Raw genomic sequence first — 18,977 nt, forward strand, 5'->3', positions numbered from 1 at the left:
GAACCATCATCATCTGATCCACTTGACAACTGTAATGTGATCCAGGCCGCCGAATGACTCTCGTTCGGCGGCTTTTTTATCCCTATCCTCCCTCTGTGTCTTATAAACAACTGTCATGACATCCTTCTGGCGTTTTTCATGGCTCCAAAAACGTATACGAAATAGGTATGAGATATGCCCACCAATGCACATCCATTTATCATGCTTTCAGCGTATTTTTTCTTCCGAATAAAACTAGAAAAAATGGTCATCTGGCGGGATAGTTTAACGCTTTGCGCCTGCTATCATTATTCATATCTGGTCTTCCACAATCCCATGTTTTTTCCGGCAGGAGAATTTTCTTAATCTTTCCATTCTCCCGGTCACGAGCTTGACTATCAGTATCTTTGTTGTTTTCGGAGGGTACAGGTTAAGACGATGCCAAGCTATCAATGTAAAATTGGAACAGCAGACGGCAGGATTGTCGATAAGGTCTTCACAGCGACGACCAGGGATCAGTTACGCGAAACTCTCCAGGAGCAGGGTTTTCACGTGTTCCAGGTTCGACGTCAGGCGCTGGCCCTTTTTCAGGGAGGCCAGCATAAATCAGCTCGAATGACGGGCCGCAGATTCCTTTCCTTCAATCAGGAGCTGCTGGTTTTACTTCGCTCCGGGTTACCGGTCCTGCAGATTTTTGATACCCAGATCGAGCAGATGGAAGCCGGGACCTTTCGCGACATCATCAGTGAAATCCGTGAGGAGATCCGCGGCGGAAGTTCTCTGTCTGAAGCGTTCTCCAAGTTCCCACGTTTCTTCCCACCCTTGTATGTCGCTGCCATTAAAGCCGGCGAAACAACCGGTGACCTGCCTGAGACCATATCGCGTTTTCTTGAATATCAGAAACGGGTAGAAGCCCTTCGCGCCAAGGTCCGCAGCGCCTCTTTTTATCCGCTGCTGCTGACCTCGGCGGCAGTTATTGTTGTGGTTTTTCTCATGTTTTTTGTGGTTCCGCGGTTTACCCAGATTTATGCCGACGCCAATGTTGAGTTGCCACTGATGACCAGGGCGCTGATTGGCGTTTCCGAACTTATCGGTAGCTACTGGTACCTTATTGTCCTTGCTCTGGTTGCTGCTGTGGTGCTGGTCAGATCATTAATTCATAGCTTCCGCGGGCGCCTGCGGATTGATCGTTTTCTGTTACACATCCCTTTTCTTGGTGGGCTGAAGACCGAGTATGCCCTGTCTGGTTTCAACCGAACCCTGGGCACAACCCTGGCCAGCGGAACCCCTCTGGTTCCAGCGATGCAGATGTCGCGGGGGACACTTAACAACCTGAGTCTGGAACAGGAGATGGTTCAGGCCATCCAACGGGTTCAGGAAGGCTCATCTCTATCCGATTCGTTAAAGCGCACCGGATTTTTTCCGCCCCTGGCTTTACGCATGATCAGCGTAGGTGAAACTTCCGGGTCCTTAACCACAATGCTCAGCGATATAGCGGATTATTATGAAACTGAAGTGGAAGAGCGCTTGACCCGATTGACCACAATGATTGAACCCATCCTGATGATGGTCATGGGCTTGATGATCGCATTTATTATTGTCGCCATGTATGTGCCGATTTTCCAACTAGCTGGAACCGTTGGATAACTTTATGGGTAAAGAAATGATCTATCAACGACAACAGATCGGACGGATTCTTGCCAACATGGGTGCCATTGCCCCTGCAGAAATTGATCTGATTCTGGAAAAGCAGCAGCTCAGTGAAAAAAAATTCGGCGTCGTCGGTGTTGAGGCCGGGATGATCAATGAAGCGGAACTGGCCCAGGCCCTGGCATGCCAGTTTGAATATAAATACATTGATCTGAACGACATAACCCTTGATTCCGAACTGATTTCCGCCCTGCCAAGTGGTGTGCCGATCAAATACAATCTTGTTCCCTTGAATCGCCGGGGGGAGACCCTGGTCGTTGCCATCTCCGACCCGACCGACATAACCGCCCTTGACCAACTGGAACTACAACTCGGTTTAGCCCTGGAATTGAAGATTGCCGCAAAAGGTCAAATCGAACGTCTGATTGAGCGCGGTGCCGGTTCCCAGCGGGTGTTAAGGGAAGCCTCCGAAGACTTCAAGCTGCAATTGATTAAAGTTACCGACAACGGCGACGAAGTTCTATCCATCGACAAGTTGACCGCCGATACCAGCCCGGTGATCCGCCTGATCGATTCCACATTATTTGATGCGTTAAAAAAACGCGTCAGCGATATCCATATTGAGTCAACCATTGAAGGTGTGGTGATCAAGTATCGGGTCGACGGGGTTCTCTATCAGGCCACCGAAACCATTGATAGCCGGTTTCAAAGTCCGATTATTTCCCGGATCAAGATCATGAGCGAACTGGACATCTCTGAACGGCGGATCCCGCAGGATGGTCGTTTCAAGGTTCGGATGGGCGACAGGTCGATCGATTTCCGGGTGTCAATTATGCCGACCATTTTTGGCGAAGATGCGGTCATCCGGATTCTGGATAAGGGATCGATTGCTGCCGACATGAATGGACTGACCTTCGAGTCGCTGGGGTTTTCTCCGCGCGAAATGAAGCGGATGCGCACCCGGATCCGTGAACCCTATGGCATGATTCTGGTCACCGGACCGACGGGTAGCGGCAAAACCACCACATTGTACGCAGCGCTATCCGAAATCAACTCGGTCGAAGACAAAATTGTCACCATCGAAGACCCCGTTGAATACCAGGTCAATGGGGTTGTCCAGGTTCCGGTTAATGAGAAGAAAGGCCTCACCTTTGCCCGGGGGTTGCGCTCAATATTACGTCATGACCCTGACAAGATCATGGTTGGTGAGATTCGTGACCCGGAAACAGCACAGATCGCCGTGCAGTCGGCGTTGACCGGACACCTGGTTTTCACCACCGTTCATGCCAACAACGTCTTCGATGTGCTGGGACGTTTTCTGCACATGGGAATCGAACCCTACAATTTTGTTTCCTGCCTCAATTGTGTTCTGGCACAACGACTGATCCGGACATTGTGCCGGCAATGCAAGGAACCAATAAGCCACGATCCTGATTTATTAGAATCCTACGGTCTGACCCCGGACCAATGCAACGGTGCCGATTTTCACGCTGCTCCCGGCTGTAAAGAGTGTAATGGTCTGGGTTATTCCGGCCGCAGTGCCATTGTTGAATTGTTGGAAATGAATGATGTCATGCGCGAGCTGATTGCCGCAAAAGCGCCGGTTTCAGAGTTAAGAAAACAAGCACACGCTGACGGAACCATCTTTTTAAGACAGGCGGCGCTGGAGAAAGTTCTCAGCGGGGAAACCACTTTTCGCGAGATTGATCGCGTCACCTTTGCCGAAGGGTAGAAGCATGCTGCGTCGAACCTATCTGGGATTGGAAATCAGGCAGCACGAACTCAGGGCTATCGCGGTTCAGCGGGGCGGAAAAAATATTACGTTGGCTGGCGGACAGACCCTTGCTTTATCTGATGCGGTTATTCAACCAGCCTTTAAGGTCGCGAATGTTTTAGCGCCGGAGCAGTTCGTCTTGGCATTGAAACAATTATTGGACCCTTTGGCAAAGCGGGAAAGGCGAATTGCGGTGTCCCTTCCCGACCGCAGCGGGCAACTTTTTCTGCTGGAGTTGGAGACCCCCTTTAACCATCGAACCGAAGGAATTGAACTGCTGCGTTGGCACTTGAAGGATAAATTGCCGGCACAACCCAAACGGGTGGCGTTGGATTTCCAGGTCCTGGAAGAAAATGAAGCGGGCCACAAACGCCTTCTTGCGGCAGTCATCGACCAGGATGTCCTGTCGCAGTACGAGAGCCTGCTTGAACAAGCCGGTTATGTCGCCACAATGATCGATTTTCATTCTCTGGCGCTGTATAGCGCCTATCGCACGACAGTTGACCTGGGAGAGGATTTTATCCTCGTCGGCGTTGATGATTGTCAGCTGAGTATCATGGCGTTTGTCAACCGGATTCTGGAATTTCACCGGGCAAAAGAAACCAGCCGGGAACCACAGAAAGTTTTTCAGGAAATCAGTCGATCACTGGTGAACTATCGTAATAAACAACCGACCTTCAACCATATGGACGTCTTTCTGCATTCGGACTGGCAGGATCAGGACAACCTGTTTACAGCTGTGAGTTCTGCTTTTGATCAGGAGGTCCAACAACTGCCATCTCCCGTGAGTAAACTGATAAACGGTCATCAATCAGCATTTACGGATGCTGAAGCGCGTGGTATGGCCGCAGCGCTGGGCGTGGCCGAGCGGATGATTGAGCGGAGGGCATGATGAAAATATCGATCAATCTTGCCAGTCAACGATATCTACTCAATCAGCCGACCCTGAAGTTGATCCTCTCGGGGGTTATTCTGTTACTGCTTGTGCTGCTGGCGCTGCAGGGAAACGCGTATCTGAAATACCGGCAGTTGACCACGCAACATCTGGCCAACCTGGAAACATTGCAGGAACAACTGCGTGGCAAGTTGCCTGAACGACTGACAGTTGAACAACTGGCCGCACAACAACAGGCCTATCAGCGTGCCGAGACCTTGCTGCAGCGCGATGCCTTTCGCTGGACGGCACTGTTCGACCGGATGGAAAACCTGCTTCCGGATGGTGTGAGTTTGCGCAGTTTTGACCCTGAGTATGGCAAGAACAGCCTGTCGATACTTGGCATTGCAAGGACATTAACCGAGCTGCAAGCTCTGCACGACAATTTACAGACGGCCCAGGTCGAGCAGGTGTACCTGGAGAACCTGGGGGAGGTTGAGGTTGATAATGGTCGCGGCGGCAAGCGAAAAGCCTTGAGCTTCTCTATCCGCCTGGAAGGGGTCTTCTGATGAACCGGAATTTTCCTCTGATAGCGGCTGCATGGGAACACAATCGCACCAGAATGATGGTGATTATCGGGTTGCTGGTTTGTGTTTCGGGCGCGTTCGTGGCACAGCACTGGGTTGCCGAACCGCGTTTATTGGCATTACGAACAGAGCAGGCCCGGCTGCAGCAACATGTTCGACAGCGTCAGATGGAATTTAACAACAGCGGGATACCTGTCTCTGTTGCTGAACGGCTCGAAAAAAATCTGCAAGAATTTAATCGCTTGATCCCTGAACCATCAGACTTTTCGATTTTTTTAGGAGATCTGTTTGACTGGTCGCAGCAGGCCGGGCTGGAAATTCGTCAGATCAATTTCCAACCCGAAGTGGAAAAAGAGTCAGGTTTCTTGCGCTATGGGTTGAGCTTTTCGGTTGAGGGCAACTATGCCCAGGTGAAACATTTTATTCATCTGCTGGAGAACGCCCGGCGGATTCTGCTGGTCGAACAGATTGCTCTGTCGGGCTCTGCAACCACGGGTAATGGCAACCATAATGTCGCTTTAAGAATTAAACTGGCGACCTATTTTCAGGAGGGTCCATCATGATCAGTCGCTCCCGGATCATCCTCCTGCTGTTGGTTATCCTTGGGATGGCGGTTGCCTATGGCTGGATCGCCATGCCAAAGCAACGCCGGGTTGCGCCGCACCAGTTATCCTCGCGTCAAGGGCCGTCTCAACTGCTGGACGGTACAATTTCATCCTTTGCGGCCATGGCTGATCTTGATTTTTCCGGGGGCGGGGATCATCCCTATCAGACCCCGCAAAAAAATTTATTTGGCCCTCTCTATCTGCCGCCGAAACCGGTCAAGTCGCGGCCTGCCCCCCCGTCACCGAAAAAGCCAAAACCAGCGGTAATCCCACAACAGATTATTCCTGTAGCTCAGCCACCTGGTCCGCCGCCGATCCCCCCGTTGGAAGTTCTGGGACACCTGGAAAAGGCGAGCGGTACTACGGTCTTTCTTTCATCGAAACAAGGTGAGATCTATCTGGTTAAAGCCGGGGACATGTTTGCTGCTGATCTGGTTGTCCGCAATGTCAGCGACCGGGGAATAACTATCGCCCGCAGGCAGACAGGTCAGCAGGTGGTGTTGCAGCTGGGAGAGAAAAAATCACAGCGGTTACCAAATATGAAGTTTGAGTCAGAACGCCCAAAATATGAACTGCCGCCGGAAGAATCCGATGACCTTCCGCCAGGGGAGAACACCGACCAACCAACTCCGGATGCCACGACTGGAGCTGACAGCGAAAAGGTTGAATTATGATGCTTTTCAATACGGGGGAAACTATGCCCATACCAAAGAGGATCGACAATCACCTGCTGCGTTTTACCCTTCCTTTATTACTGTTATTGCTGTTGCCCGGATGTATCGCCGGCCAGGCATCCTTCACCAAAGGGAATCAGGCCCTCGAAGCACAGGATTATGATCAGGCTGTTATTGAATATCTGGATGCGGTTGAGAGTAACCCGGCAAAGCATGAGTACCGCCTAAAACTTGACCAGGCCAGGAATAAAGCCGCAATTCAACATAAAATTAAAGGGGATGCCCTGCTCGCTCAAGGACAGCTAGTGAATGCCCTTCAGGAATATCAATTGGCAACGGATCTGGATGGGTCACTCTACGCGGCATTTGATGGTCTTGAACGGGCACGTGACTATCTGCAGGTGGAAAAGTTGCTGCAGGAAGCCAGAGAGATGGTGCAGACAGACCGCAAAGTGCAAGCACAGGAGGCTGTCAACGCCGCTCTCTCACTGCGTCCCGATTACCAGCCCGCACTGCAATTGATAGAAGAAATCAAACAAAGTCAATATGCCCTGGTTGATGGGGTTGAGCTCGAGGTGATTTCATCCGAGCCGATCAACCTGAACTTTCGTGACACAAAAATCCCCGATGTTTTTGATATTCTCACCAAACTTTCCGGGATCAACTTTATCCTCGATGAGGAGGTTCGCACTGACAAGACCACCCTTTTCCTGGAACAGGCGACCTTCGCCCAGGCGCTGGAGCTGCTGCTGCGGATGAACAAGCTGGACAAAAAAATCTTGAATAAAAAGACGATCATTCTGTTTCCTAAAACCCGTAGCAAACAGAAACAGTTTGAAGACCAGATTATTCAGACCTTTTATCTGTCGCATATCGATGCAAAAAAAGCCGTCAGCATGTTGCGGACCATGTTGGAGGTGCGGAAGATTTATGTGCAGGAAGATCTCAACGCGATCGTGATTCGCGACCAGCCGGATGTCATCCGACTTGCACAGAAGATCATCGAAGCGACTGACCGCGGAAATTCCGAGGTTGTCTTTGACCTTGAGCTCATTGAAGTCAACCATAGCGATACGCGTGAATTAGGTCTGAAGCTGAGTAATTATTCTATATCTGCCGGATTGAGTGCCCAAGGCAGCGGTACCATTGTAGGCTCCGGACTCTCCGCCGGTGATTCCACCAGTGGGCTGATTGAGAGTTTCAGCGGGCTTGATCCTTTCTATACCCTCCCGACCGCCTCTTTCAGATTCATGAAGACGCTGGTAAATGCTGAAATTCTGGCCAACCCCAAAATCCGCGTCAAGAATAATGAAAAGGCCAGGGTCCATGTCGGGAGCCGCGAACCCATCATCACGGTAACCACCACCGATTTTCAAACATCAGAGAACATTCAATATATTGATGTCGGGGTAAAATTGAATGTCGAGCCAAGAATTGAGTTGAACGGCACAATTATCACCAAATTGGGACTTGAAGTGAGTAATGTTTCAGGACGAGAGAGAACTCAGAGTGGAACAGTGGCTATCACCATTTCTTCAACCAATGCCGACACCACTCTCACCCTGAAAGATGGCGAACAGACGGTCATCGGCGGATTAATTCGTGATGACGAATCAGTGACAAAAAACAAATTACCTATTTTGGGAGATATCCCGATTTTTGGAGAGATATTTAATGGAACCGGAACAACCAAGACGAAACGGGAAATCCTTCTATCGATTACGCCGCACATCGTCAAATCGGTACATGTGCCGCAGGGGGACACTGCCAGCATCTGGTCAGGCGGCGAAGATGATTTGAAATTCGGTCGCAATTTCGGCACCTTTGCTGATGAATACCAGGCCGACCAGCAGGGTATGAAGCCACAAGCCAAGTTGCCGGCGCAACAGGGCACATCACCAGAGAATAATAAAAATCTTGAATCTGAGGTAATAACGGAGCCTGGGGTGATCTCCGATACAATCATTGAGGAGCGGCTTTCTGAAAAGGCATTATTCGAGCAGCCATATTCTTCCATGCTCCGGGTAGAAGGTATAGATCGGATCAATCAGGGACAGGAATTTAGCCTGAATTTTAAGATTGAACAGATTACGGATCTGTTCAGTGCCGCTCTGCATATTCAATATGATCCAGCGGTTGTTGAATTCGTCAGTGCAACAGAGGGTTCCTTTCTCACCCAGGGCGGCGTTTCAACCCTCTTTACCCACTCCACTAACAATCAGGACGGGAAAATTATTGTTGGCTTGAAACAGGAGGCAGATGGACAGGGTGTTTCCAGAGCAGGAGAATTATTCAGTCTGCAGTTCAGGGCTGCCGCTCCCGGGACAACTGAGATTAAACCAATCCTAACCAATCTCAGAAATGTCCAGGGAGAAAAGATCGATGTGGATTCATTCGGGCTGATGGTTGAAGTTGCCCCATAGAGTTGGCCGATGAGAAAACTGTATACCAAACAGGCTGCCGGGATGACACTTATAGAACTGGTTATTGCTATGGCCATTCTGGCCATCCTGGCGGCAATGGTCCTTCCTTTGGCTGAAACTACCGTCACAAGGACCAAAGAGCTTGAACTGCGCCGTGCGTTACGGGTTATCCGCACGGCAATCGATGGGTATAAGGACGACTATGACAAGGCGGTTACTGAAAAAAAAATCTTTGCCATTGTTGGCGAATCAGGCTACCCGGAGGAGTTGAACATATTATTGGAAGGGAATGATTGGGGCGGACTCTATCCTTTTAAAAAGAAGTATCTACGCAGACTCCCCAAGGATCCTTTTGATCGAGATAACTATGGCTGGGGGCTACGTGCTTATTTAGACGAGCCCGACTCAACTTTTTGGGGCGGTGAGGATGTTTATGATGTGTACAGCCAGAGTGAAGCTATTGCCCTGGATGGAACCTCTTATCGGGATTGGTAGATGAAAAACTCGACGCAATACATCAAGTCACCCAAAGGGTTTACTCTGTTTGAACTGCTGGCAGTGATGATGATTCTGGCCGTGCTGGCCAGCATTGCTGTGCCCAGTTACAAACGCAGTCAGATTAAAGCCCGGGAAACCGTACTGGCTGAAGATCTATACCAGATGCGCAGGTCAATTGATGCTTACTTTGCTGATCATGGCAGCTATCCGGACAACCTCGAGCAGTTGACCAGAAATAAGTATTTACGGGCTATCCCGCGGGATCCATTTACCCTGAAAGATGACAGCTGGATCTGCCTCCCTCCCGAGCCCGCCGAAAATGGGCAGTTGGCTCAAGGTGGCTGTTTTGATGTCCGCACTGGCAGCGATCTGATCGGGTTGAATGACATCCCCTATCGGGACTGGTAATAGCGTTGCAAAAAGGAGATGATTCCAGGTGAAAACGTTGGGACAATTAAAAAATCAGCGAGGTGCGGTATTGCTGATGGTGCTGGTAAGCATCTCCTTACTGGGATTAATGGCCGGAATCGCCGGATCGAGCTGGCAAACCATTGTTCAACGATCAAAAGAGGAAGATCTATTGTGGAAGGGGAACCAGATTCGGCGGGCAATCGAAAGTTATTACACGGTCCCCCAAGTTCAGGGTACGGCACCCAAGGTCTTTCCGTCACAATTGGAACATCTCCTTCTAGACCCCCGATTTCTGGAAGAAACGCGTCATTTAAGACAACTTTATCCCGACCCAATGACCGGAAAGGAGTGGGACGTTATTAAAGGACCAGGCGGGCAGATCATCGGAGTAAAGTCCAGTTCGAACAAAATTCCTTTTCAGCAGGATGGTTTTTCAGAGGACAATCAAAGTTTCAGGGGCCAGCGAAGCTATACAGATTGGCAATTTATTTACCAGCCACCAAAGAACTCCCAACCCCCCCGAGTCCGGTTACTCAGTTGAAGGGTTTCAGCATCGGACGCCCGGATTAAGCACGAGAGATCTGGCAAGCCTTGACAAGCCGAAGGCAAGTGATACCTTGTCTGTACTATCTTCAAAGTCAGTATTTCAGCAACAACCTTTTTACTTTTTTGCTTACTTTTCGGGATGGTCATTATTAAATAATGAGTTCTGATGAAAGCACATACGGGGCTGTTTCCTCTGTTGTCGGTGGGGTCGTGGAAGCGCGTTTCCCAGGTCGGTTGCCACCCATCAACAATCTTCTGGTGGCGGGCAAAGACGACTCGATCCTGGTAGAGGTCGCTCTCCACCTGGATGCCAATACGGTGCGTGGCAACGCCCTGACATCGACCCAGGGGCTGGCACTGGGCTCCACGATCCGCGACCAGGGGCACACCCTGGAGGCCCCGGTCGGCCCCGACATTCTCGGCCGGGTTTTCAATGTCTTCGGCGATACCATCGACCGCAAGGGCCCCATAAAGACCGGGGAACGCCGCTCGATTCACCAGGAATCTCCCGGATTGAGCGACCGGGGCACGACATCGGAGATCTTCACCACCGGCATCAAGGCAATCGACGTCCTGTCTCCCCTCGAGCGCGGCGGCAAGGCCGGACTTTTCGGCGGTGCCGGGGTCGGCAAGACGGTGCTGATCACCGAATTGATCCACAACATGGTCGGAGAGCATGAAGGGGTGTCAATTTTCTGCGGGATTGGTGAGCGCTGCCGCGAAGGGGAAGAGCTCTATCGCGAAATGCAGCAGGCAGGGGTGCTCGACAACACGGTGATGGTCTTCGGGCAGATGAACGAACCGCCCGGCTGTCGTTTTCGGGTCGGACTGACCGCCCTGACCATGGCGGAATATTTTCGCGACGATCGCCGCCAGGACGTATTGCTGCTGGTCGACAACATCTTCCGCTTCATCCAGGCCGGCATGGAGCTCTCCGGACTGTTGGGCCTGATGCCGTCGCGGCTGGGATACCAACCGACCATGGCATCGGAACTCTCGGAGTTGCAGGAGCGCATTACCAACACCGAGCACGCCGCAATCACCTCCATCCAGGCGGTCTATGTACCGGCCGATGACCTCACCGACCCGGCAGCGGTACATACCTTCTCGCACCTCTCGGCTTCCATTGTTCTATCCCGCAAAAGGGCCAGCGAAGGTCTCTATCCGGCGATCGACCCCCTCGAGTCGAACTCGAAGATGCTGACCCCCCAGGTGGTGGGCGAACGTCACTACCGCATCGCCCAGGAAATACGTCGCACCCTGGCTTCCTATGAGGACCTCAAGGACATTATCGCCATGCTCGGCATGGAGGAGTTGTCGCGCGACGATCGCAAAACCGTTTTCCGGGCCCGGCGCCTGGAGAGGTTTCTCACCCAGCCCTTCTTTACCACGGAACAGTTCACTGGAACGCCCGGCCGCTCGGTTTCTCTCGAGCAGGCCCTTAAGGGATGTGAACGCATCCTTAATGACGAGTTCAGCGATTTCTCAGAAAAAGCCCTGTATATGATCGGCTCCATTGATGAGGTCAGGGACAAAGCACAGGCACAAGACAAACAACAAGAAGACAACGGCGATCAGGACGAAGAAGACGAGGCGAAGGCATCCACAGACGCTTCCAGCAAGGGGGAAGCTGCATGAAACTGAGTATCTACATCCCGACCCGGATTCTCCTCGAAACGGACGTCACCAGCATCACCGCCACCGGTTTGAACGGCTCTTTCGGGTTGCGGCCCCATCACATTGATTTCGTCTCGGCGCTGGTGCCCGGCCTGCTCGCTTATCGGCGGACACAAGCGGGTGAAAGCGGCGCGGAGGAATATGTCGCCGTCGACCGGGGCATCCTTGTCAAACAAGGAGACCAGGTGCGGGTATCGGTGCGCAACGCTGTGGCCGATGCACCGTTGGAGGAACTCTCTGATGTCGTCGAACACCGCTTCGCCGATCTTGGTGAACATGAACGCAAGGTTCAGACTGCAATCGCCCGGTTGGAAGCTGATTTTCTGCGGCGCTTTATCGATATGTAGGGTTTCACAAGGCAACACTCTTTTATGGCTATGTAGTTTATTTGCGTTGTGCTGTTCAGACGGCGAGGATCCCTGCAGGCCAAGCAGATAAACAGAAAACATTAATAGAATAATGAGGTTTTTGTGACGGATAAATCGATAAAAAAAGATCCCCATGGAGACTTCAGGCACAAGGTCAAGGAAACCCAGAAGCGCAAAATGCGGGCCCAGCGTCAGGGCGACCAGGGGATGTGGTTCGGTTTCGGGATGTTCGGGCTGGTCGGCTGGTCGGTAGCGCTACCGACGCTGGTTGCAATCGCTGTCGGCATCTGGATCGATGCCCGTTTTGCCGGCCAGTATTCCTGGACCCTGATGATGCTGGTAGTCGGCATCGCAGTCGGCTGCCTCAACGCCTGGTTCTGGGTCAGCCGCGAACGCACCAACATCGAGGAAGAATTTCACCGCCATCAGCAAAACGATGTGCATAAGGGGGAGGGAAATGACCCTTGAAGCATGGCAGCTCGCGGCTTTTTTTATTGCCGGAGGACTGATCGGAACTTTCTATTTCGGGGGCTTATGGCTGACGGTGAAACGTATTCCGACCAGCGACAATCCCCAGCTGCTGCTGGTCTGCAGCTTCTTCCTGCGTATGGCGGCAGCGTTGGCAGCCTTCTACGTCCTGCTCCCGTGGGGATGGCAGGCACTGATTGCAGCCCTGCTCGGCCTGGTGATAAGCCGTCAGTTATTAACCCGGATAAAAGGCCGAAAGCCCGGCAACCGACAACCGACAACCGATGACAATAAACAGGTGAGTTAACGCTTTTATGGAAATCACCCCCGATACCTTCATTTACTGGCAACAGGGTTTTGTCAAACTGAATTCCACGATCGTCATGACCTGGCTGAACATGCTGCTGCTGGTCGGGGTCTCGATATTCGTGACCATGCGTCTGACGTCCAGTGAAAACCTGGGTCGAGGGCAGAACCTGATGGAAGTGGTTGTGAGCAATATCCGCACCCAGATCGCAGACATGGGGCTAAAACCGGTCGATGAATTTCTCCCCTTTATCGGCACCCTCTTTCTTTTTATCCTGGTACCCAACATTCTCGCTGTCGTGCCGGGCTACCGGGCGCCGACCGGTTCCCTTTCGACCGCCGCAGCACTGGCCATCTGCGTCTTCGTCGCCGTGCCCGCCTGGGGTATCCGCCGCCGGGGCCTCCTCGGCTACCTGAAGCAATACATCCAGCCGACCCCCTTCATGCTCCCTTTCAACATCATGGGAGAAATATCACGCACTCTGGCCCTGGCGGTCCGGCTGTTTGGAAATATCATGAGCGGGGCGATGATTGCGGGGATACTGCTGTCTATCGCACCCCTTTTTTTTCCGGTGCTGATGAATATCCTCGGCCTGATCACCGGCGTCATCCAGGCCTACATATTTGCCATCCTTGCAGCGGTTTACCTGGCCGCAGCCGCCCGCCTCCAGCAGGAGAAGGAAGGCAGTATCGAGCAATCAGAAAAACAACCCCATGACAAAGGAGGAACAACTCATGGATAGTCTAGGTTGGGTCGCCGTCGCCTCTATCATCAGTAGCGGTCTGTGCATCGGCATCGGTGCTATCGGGCCCGCCCTCGGTGAAGGTCGCGCTCTGGCCCAGGCCCTTTCGGCCATGGCACAGCAACCTGACGAAACCAACACCATCACGCGGACCCTCTTCGTCGGTCTTGCCATGGTCGAATCGACGGCCATCTACGCCTTTGTCGTCTCGATGATTCTGCTCTTCGCAAACCCTTTCTGGAACTATTTTCTGAGCCAGGCGACTGGAGGCTGAGATGCTGATCGACTGGTTTACGGTCGCTGCACAGATCGTCAACTTTCTTATCCTCGTTTTTCTTCTGCACCGCTTTCTCTATCGCCCGATCGTCAGCCATATGACCGAAAGGGAAGAGAAAATCAGACAGCGGCTTGAAAAAGCCTCGGAAAAACAAAGAGAGGCGCAAAAGCAGATCGAAGAGTTCCGGCGCAAATGCGCTGATCTCGACCACGAGGCTGATAAAAAGCTTGAGCAAGCCCAGGCGGAAGCTGAAAAACGCAAAGACGAACTTCTCGGCGAAGCCCAGCAACAGGTTGAAGACCAGCGCACAACATGGTTGCTGGCGCTGGACAAGGAAAAGGAAGCCTTTGCCCGCAAGTTCAAAAAACGCGGCAGCCAGGAGATCATCAAATATGTTCGGCGCACCATGAATGACCTGGCCGATGAACCCTTGAATAACCGCTTAGCCCGGGTCCTTGCCGCCAAGATCAGGAATCTTGATCAACAGGACAGGAAAAAACTGCAGCACGCCGCCGGTGCCGGAAAGATCATCATTCGATCAACGTTTGAGCTTGATGCTCCGGAAAAACGCAAATTAACGACCCTCCTGCACGACATCTGTGGAAAAGATGCGGATGTCGCCTACCAGGTTGACGCAGATTGCCCCTTAGGCATCGAAGCCCGGGCAGGGAATATCCGCCTTTCCTGGGGAATCGATAACTATCTTGAAGAATTGCAGTCGCGGGTGATGTCACTGGTTGAAGAAAAAATCCATGAACAGAAAAACAGCCATGACAATGGCCCCACAGATAAAACCGGAGAAACGCAAGAAGAGAATGAAGATGAAGAACAGCCGTAAAAACTCCCGAAACAGATTCCTGCCCTTTGATGGGAAGAGGCAATGACCGATAACACTCCACAAACGACCCAGTTGCTTGAGGACACGTTCGCGTCTCTTGATCAGAGTCTGGAAGACTACGCCCCTGTTCTTCATCCTCAGGTGTTCGGTCGGGTTGATTATATCGGCAAGGGCATTGCCCGGGTACACGGCCTTGACGAGGTTCAGGCCGAGGAATTGCTGGCCTTTCCCGGGGGAACCCTTGGTCTGGCGTTTAACGTCAATTCCCGTGAAGTCGGGGTCATCATGCTCGGCGAATATGAGCATCTAGGTTCCGGCGACGAAGTGCGCCGTACCGGGCGGGTGCTTGATGTGCCGGTGGGAGACGAACTCATCGGTCGCGTCGTTGATCCGACCGGAAGGGTCCGTGACAGCAAGGGCGGCCTGCGCTTTCGCGAGCGGCGCCCGATCGAGCGCCCGGCTCCCGAGATTATGGACCGGGCGCCGGTGACCGTTCCGCTGATGACCGGGCTCAAGGCAATCGATGCCCTGATCCCCATCGGCCGCGGACAACGCGAATTGATTCTCGGTGACCGTCAGACCGGTAAAACCGCCATCACCATCGACACCATCATCAACCAGAAAGGCAAAGGGGTGCTCTGCTTTTACTGCGCCATCGGTCAACGCGCCTCAAGCGTCGCCCGGGTGGTCGCCGATCTCAAAAAGCACGGTGCCTTGGACTATACGACGGTGGTGACTGTCCAGGGGGACGATGCTCCCGGCCTGAAATATATTGCGCCCTACGCCGCCACCACCATGGCTGAATATTTCATGGAGCAGGGCAAAGACGTCCTCGTGGTTTACGACGATCTCACCCACCACGCCCGCGCCTACCGCGAACTCTCCCTGCTGCTGCGACGTCCACCGGGACGCGAAGCCTTTCCCGGGGATATCTTTTACATTCATTCGCGCCTGCTGGAACGCTCGACCCATCTGTCCGAGGAACTCGGAGGGGGGTCTTTGACCGCCCTGCCGATCATCGAGACGGAGGCTCAGAATATCTCCGCCTATATTCCGACCAACCTGATCTCCATTACCGACGGCCAGATTTATCTTTCTCCCGACCTTTTTCGCAAAGGCAACCTCCCCCCCATCGATATCGGCAAATCGGTTTCCCGGGTCGGCGGCAAAACCCAGTTTCCGGCTTATCGCACCGTCGCCGGCGACCTGCGCCTGACCTACTCGCAGTTTGAAGAGCTTGAAGCCTTTTCCCGTTTTGGAACCCGCCTGGACGACGAAACCCGCAAAACCCTCGAACGGGGACGCCGGGTTCGTTCGATCCTGAAACAGCCTCAGTACTCGCCGCTGCCGGCCTACCAGCAGATTATCGTACTGCTCGCAGTCAACGAAGGGATTTTCGATCAGATCCCCGAAGAAAAGCTGATGGCGGCTGAAACCCTTGTGCGTGAAGCACTGCAGCAGGACGACGAGGTGGCGCAAAAAATTGAAGCGGGCGAAAAACTCACGGACGAAGATCAGGCGAAACTGCGGGATCTGGCGCAAAAAGCCGTTATCACGTTGACTGAAGGAGAAAAAATCGTGACCAGGGATGACGAATCAACCCAGAAGCACAAAGAAAAAGATCGATAAACCCTATGCAGACACTCCAGGGTATGGAGCGCAAGCTCAAGAGCGCAGATGACCTGCACACAGTGGTACGGACGATGAAGTCCCTGGCCGCAGTCAGCATTCGTCAGTACGAAGAAGCTGCCCGTTCACTTGAGGAATATTTCCATTGTGTCGAAATGGGGCTGCGGGCTGCCTTGCGGACCCATCCCCACGCCGGCCGCCAGAGAGAACCCCGGACGACCCTGATCATCGTTTTCGGCTCGGATCAGGGCATGGCGGGACGCTTCAATGAAGCCCTGGTGGAATGCGTTCAGGAACACCTCGACCCCCAAAAAGAGCGGATTCTGATCTGGGTCAGCGGGATCAAGATGCATGGGCTGGTCGAAGATGCCTTCGGCGGGATCGAACATCTGTTCCCCCTGCCCTCCTCGGCCGAGGGGATTTCCACCAGGGTTCAGGAAATCCTGCTGCATTTGACCCAAATCCGTGAAAAGGAAGGAGAGCTGCGACTGATCCTCTTTCACAATCGCCCGGCAGGAGGATCAACCTACCGGCAGAACCGCGTCAACCTGCTTCCGCCCGACCAGCGTTGGCTCGAAGACCTCGGCGGTGGAAAATGGCCGGGGCGGCAGATTCCCCTGTACACGATCCCCTGGGAAGATCTTTTCAGCGCATTGATTGGCGAATATCTCTTTGTCGCCCTTTTTCGCGCTTTTGCAGCGTCCATGGCAGCGGAGAATGCGGCGCGTCTGGCGTCGATGCAGAGGGCCGAAAAGAATATCGAGGAAACCAGGGAAGAGTTGAAACTCCGCTATCACACCATGAGGCAGAATGCCATCTCAGAAGAACTGTTCGATGTCATCTCGGGATTTGAAGCCCTGACCCGAAGCGAAGCCGACCAGGCCTGACCCGGCTATCGCCTCAGCCCATCCCCTTATCCCGTAACTCTTGCAGGGCGTCGACAGTTTTTGTCAGTTCCAGGCCCATGCCCTTTAACACCTCAGGGGTCTTGCTGAACTGGATATCGGCGTAGACCACAACCTGGATATAGTTCCCCCAAGGATCAAGAAAATTCAGGCCCCGCCCGGGGAGAATCTCTACATCGAATTCCTCCAGACGTGCCTGCAGGCGGCTGCGATCATCGACCACCAGCCCGAAATGCCGATGCTGGTCGGGATGGCGATCGCTGTTTTGGGAAAGGGCCAGGAACTGATCGCCCATGTCAATAAACGCCATCTTCTCGCTGCGGCCACGCAGCTCAAACTGAAAAAACTGACCGTAAAACGCAAGGGCTTCGTCGATATCGCCAACTTCCAGGGCCACATGATTGATGCCTACAAGATGAGGGCGGGGATGGTTATGCTCGGACATAAGGCTTCTCCCTTCACGGTTCATTGGTTGATGTTTGTGCGGTTCGGGCCGAATACTCACCCTTCCGGTTCATGACACATTAGCCGAAGAAACAACCATACTCGTCCGCATCAACCCATCAAAAGGCGCAGTTATGTGCCGGTTTCATTTCTCAGGCACCTTCTACGATGAACAAAGTGCATTCGGCATTATCTGTTCGTATCGGCTTGACCGGCGCATATTCCTCTGAATCCACGAAAGCTTGAGCACTTTTCACATCGGGAAATTCAACAATGACAATCCGTGTAGGAGCCCATAAATCTGTTTCTCGTACATCCATTGCACCGCCTCGGACCCGATAAACACCCCCGTATTTTTCTGCAATTGGTTTCGCCTGTTTTTTGTACTCTTCGTAGACTTCCGGATCTTTTATCTTTGTATCTACTACAATGAATGCGCTCATAAGCTAAACCTCAGTTCGTACGTTTTTTGAGAAAGAGCGAGTTGACTATCCGCCTAAAGACATTGGTTTGTTAGCTTTGCTCTTGAAGGAAGATCTCGATCCTCTCTTTACCCTTGCCGATGTTTTTTCTTTTAAGCCTGATGCCGCCAACTTCACCGGCTTTTTTAAGGTGCGTACCTCCGCATGGGACTTTACCAAAGCCTTCTATGGCCCAATACCTTTTTCCATTTTGCTCATCGCTAAAATTACTAATTATCTTTTGATTTCTTTTGATAATAGATTCTGCTTCAGCTGCAATTTCAGGAAGTAAAGTGGAAATGCTCATAGGCGATTTAAAGTCGATACGAGCCTTATTTTCCGCAATGTGGGCACCAATTTTTTCTGACCCTTTTAGTTTTTTGTATGTTATTTCCAAAATAAGTTCTGCTGCAAAATGCAGGCGCATAAGATTGTACCTGCGCTCCCAATTTATTTGGATTTTGACCTTATCGGCTTTTTTTATTTTATGATTTTCTGGTAGGACATACTCTATTTCTTGGCCAACCTTTCTAGCTTCTATTACCTGGTAGCCACCAATAGTACCAGTGTCACTTTCTTGCCCTCCAGAAAAAGCAAAGAAAATTGTTTCTTCCATCGTAATGTTTTGCCCATTTACCGAGGTGATGCGTGTTTCAATTTCGGTTTGATATGGGGCAGTCCAAAATGTTTTTTTAGTCATTTTTGATTTCGAAAGCTAACGGGGTGGCCTTTGAGCCGTGCCCGAAGGGCATCGGTCTCCAAAGGCTGGTTCGTCCGCCTGCGGACGGACTAGCCGAACGGCTCAAAGGCCACCCCGTTCATTCCGACCGCAGGTCGGGA

At 52.3% G+C, this 18,977-nt stretch carries 20 protein-coding genes and 2 pseudogenes; 19 read left to right on the forward strand and 3 right to left on the reverse strand.

Annotated features, from left to right (window positions below):
• Nucleotides 1-417: 417 nt before the first annotated feature.
• The 19 genes and pseudogenes from AC1931_RS05025 (at nt 418) to AC1931_RS05115 (ending at nt 17,214) form a co-directional block, all read left to right on the forward strand.
• On the forward strand, nt 418-1,626 hold the full coding sequence (locus tag AC1931_RS05025; protein WP_483876127.1) for a type II secretion system F family protein: 1,209 nt from the start codon (nt 418-420) through the stop codon (nt 1,624-1,626).
• 4 nt (nt 1,627-1,630) lie between these two features.
• On the forward strand, nt 1,631-3,361 hold the full coding sequence (locus AC1931_RS05030) for a GspE/PulE family protein (RefSeq protein ID WP_483876128.1): 1,731 nt from the start codon (nt 1,631-1,633) through the stop codon (nt 3,359-3,361).
• A gap of 4 nt (nt 3,362-3,365) precedes the next feature.
• A complete protein-coding gene (pilM, locus tag AC1931_RS05035; RefSeq protein WP_483876129.1) occupies nt 3,366-4,295 on the forward strand; it encodes a type IV pilus biogenesis protein PilM in 930 nt (309 codons plus the stop codon).
• Nucleotides 4,292-4,846 carry a PilN domain-containing protein gene (locus tag AC1931_RS05040; protein WP_483876130.1) on the forward strand — a complete coding sequence of 185 codons (555 nt, stop codon included), beginning with the start codon at nt 4,292-4,294 and terminating at the stop codon, nt 4,844-4,846. The genes pilM and AC1931_RS05040 overlap by 4 nt, the downstream gene beginning before the upstream one ends.
• On the forward strand, nt 4,846-5,427 hold the full coding sequence (locus AC1931_RS05045) for a type IV pilus inner membrane component PilO (protein ID WP_483876131.1): 582 nt from the start codon (nt 4,846-4,848) through the stop codon (nt 5,425-5,427). Before AC1931_RS05040 ends, AC1931_RS05045 begins: the two co-directional genes overlap by 1 nt.
• Nucleotides 5,424-6,143, forward strand: coding sequence for a hypothetical protein (locus tag AC1931_RS05050; RefSeq protein ID WP_483876132.1), 720 nt, complete (start codon nt 5,424-5,426; stop codon nt 6,141-6,143). Before AC1931_RS05045 ends, AC1931_RS05050 begins: the two co-directional genes overlap by 4 nt.
• Before the next feature lie 23 nt (nt 6,144-6,166).
• Nucleotides 6,167-8,566 carry a cohesin domain-containing protein gene (locus AC1931_RS05055; protein ID WP_483876133.1) on the forward strand — a complete coding sequence of 800 codons (2,400 nt, stop codon included), beginning with the start codon at nt 6,167-6,169 and terminating at the stop codon, nt 8,564-8,566.
• A 9-nt stretch (nt 8,567-8,575) separates the two neighbouring features.
• On the forward strand, nt 8,576-9,061 hold the full coding sequence (locus AC1931_RS05060) for a type II secretion system protein (protein ID WP_483876134.1): 486 nt from the start codon (nt 8,576-8,578) through the stop codon (nt 9,059-9,061).
• Nucleotides 9,062-9,472, forward strand: coding sequence for a type IV pilin protein (locus AC1931_RS05065; RefSeq protein WP_483876135.1), 411 nt, complete (start codon nt 9,062-9,064; stop codon nt 9,470-9,472).
• A 28-nt stretch (nt 9,473-9,500) separates the two neighbouring features.
• Nucleotides 9,501-10,016, forward strand: coding sequence for a type II secretion system protein (locus tag AC1931_RS05070; protein ID WP_483876136.1), 516 nt, complete (start codon nt 9,501-9,503; stop codon nt 10,014-10,016).
• A 161-nt stretch (nt 10,017-10,177) separates the two neighbouring features.
• Nucleotides 10,178-11,563: pseudogene (gene atpD, locus AC1931_RS05075) on the forward strand (F0F1 ATP synthase subunit beta); the annotation flags it as partial.
• Between the two features lie 92 nt (nt 11,564-11,655).
• Nucleotides 11,656-12,045 carry a F0F1 ATP synthase subunit epsilon gene (locus AC1931_RS05080; RefSeq protein ID WP_483876137.1) on the forward strand — a complete coding sequence of 130 codons (390 nt, stop codon included), beginning with the start codon at nt 11,656-11,658 and terminating at the stop codon, nt 12,043-12,045.
• 123 nt (nt 12,046-12,168) lie between these two features.
• Entirely contained in the window at nt 12,169-12,534 is a 366-nt protein-coding gene (locus AC1931_RS05085; RefSeq protein WP_483876138.1) for an AtpZ/AtpI family protein, read from the forward strand.
• On the forward strand, nt 12,524-12,841 hold the full coding sequence (locus AC1931_RS05090) for an ATP synthase subunit I (protein ID WP_483876139.1): 318 nt from the start codon (nt 12,524-12,526) through the stop codon (nt 12,839-12,841). Before AC1931_RS05085 ends, AC1931_RS05090 begins: the two co-directional genes overlap by 11 nt.
• Nucleotides 12,842-12,848: 7 nt before the next feature.
• Nucleotides 12,849-13,583 (forward strand): F0F1 ATP synthase subunit A, encoded by a 735-nt coding sequence (locus AC1931_RS05095; protein WP_483876140.1) that lies wholly within the window; start codon nt 12,849-12,851, stop codon nt 13,581-13,583.
• The gene (locus tag AC1931_RS05100; protein WP_483876141.1) at nt 13,576-13,857 is read left to right on the forward strand and encodes a F0F1 ATP synthase subunit C; all 282 of its coding nucleotides are present in this window, start codon (nt 13,576-13,578) and stop codon (nt 13,855-13,857) included. Before AC1931_RS05095 ends, AC1931_RS05100 begins: the two co-directional genes overlap by 8 nt.
• Before the next feature lies 1 nt (nt 13,858).
• Nucleotides 13,859-14,698 (forward strand): F0F1 ATP synthase subunit B family protein, encoded by an 840-nt coding sequence (locus AC1931_RS05105; protein ID WP_483876142.1) that lies wholly within the window; start codon nt 13,859-13,861, stop codon nt 14,696-14,698.
• Nucleotides 14,699-14,740: 42 nt separating this feature from the next.
• Nucleotides 14,741-16,237: pseudogene (locus AC1931_RS05110) on the forward strand (alternate F1F0 ATPase, F1 subunit alpha); the annotation flags it as partial.
• Nucleotides 16,238-16,332: 95 nt separating this feature from the next.
• Entirely contained in the window at nt 16,333-17,214 is an 882-nt protein-coding gene (locus tag AC1931_RS05115) for a F0F1 ATP synthase subunit gamma (protein WP_483876143.1), read from the forward strand.
• A gap of 13 nt (nt 17,215-17,227) precedes the next feature.
• On the opposite strand, the gene AC1931_RS05120 is transcribed toward AC1931_RS05115, so the two are convergent.
• The 3 genes from AC1931_RS05120 to AC1931_RS05130 all read right to left on the reverse strand — a co-directional run bounded on the left by AC1931_RS05120 (nt 17,228) and on the right by AC1931_RS05130 (nt 18,837).
• A complete protein-coding gene (locus AC1931_RS05120; RefSeq protein WP_483876144.1) occupies nt 17,228-17,677 on the reverse strand; it encodes a VOC family protein in 450 nt (149 codons plus the stop codon).
• Between the two features lie 151 nt (nt 17,678-17,828).
• Nucleotides 17,829-18,119: a DUF1330 domain-containing protein gene (locus tag AC1931_RS05125; protein WP_483876145.1), complete on the reverse strand. Its 291-nt coding sequence runs from the start codon at nt 18,117-18,119 to the stop codon at nt 17,829-17,831.
• A gap of 70 nt (nt 18,120-18,189) precedes the next feature.
• Nucleotides 18,190-18,837 carry an alanyl-tRNA editing protein gene (locus AC1931_RS05130; protein ID WP_483876146.1) on the reverse strand — a complete coding sequence of 216 codons (648 nt, stop codon included), beginning with the start codon at nt 18,835-18,837 and terminating at the stop codon, nt 18,190-18,192.
• Nucleotides 18,838-18,977: the final 140 nt, after the last annotated feature.

The sequence above is a fragment of the Pelovirga sp. C15f genome (assembly GCF_057178085.1).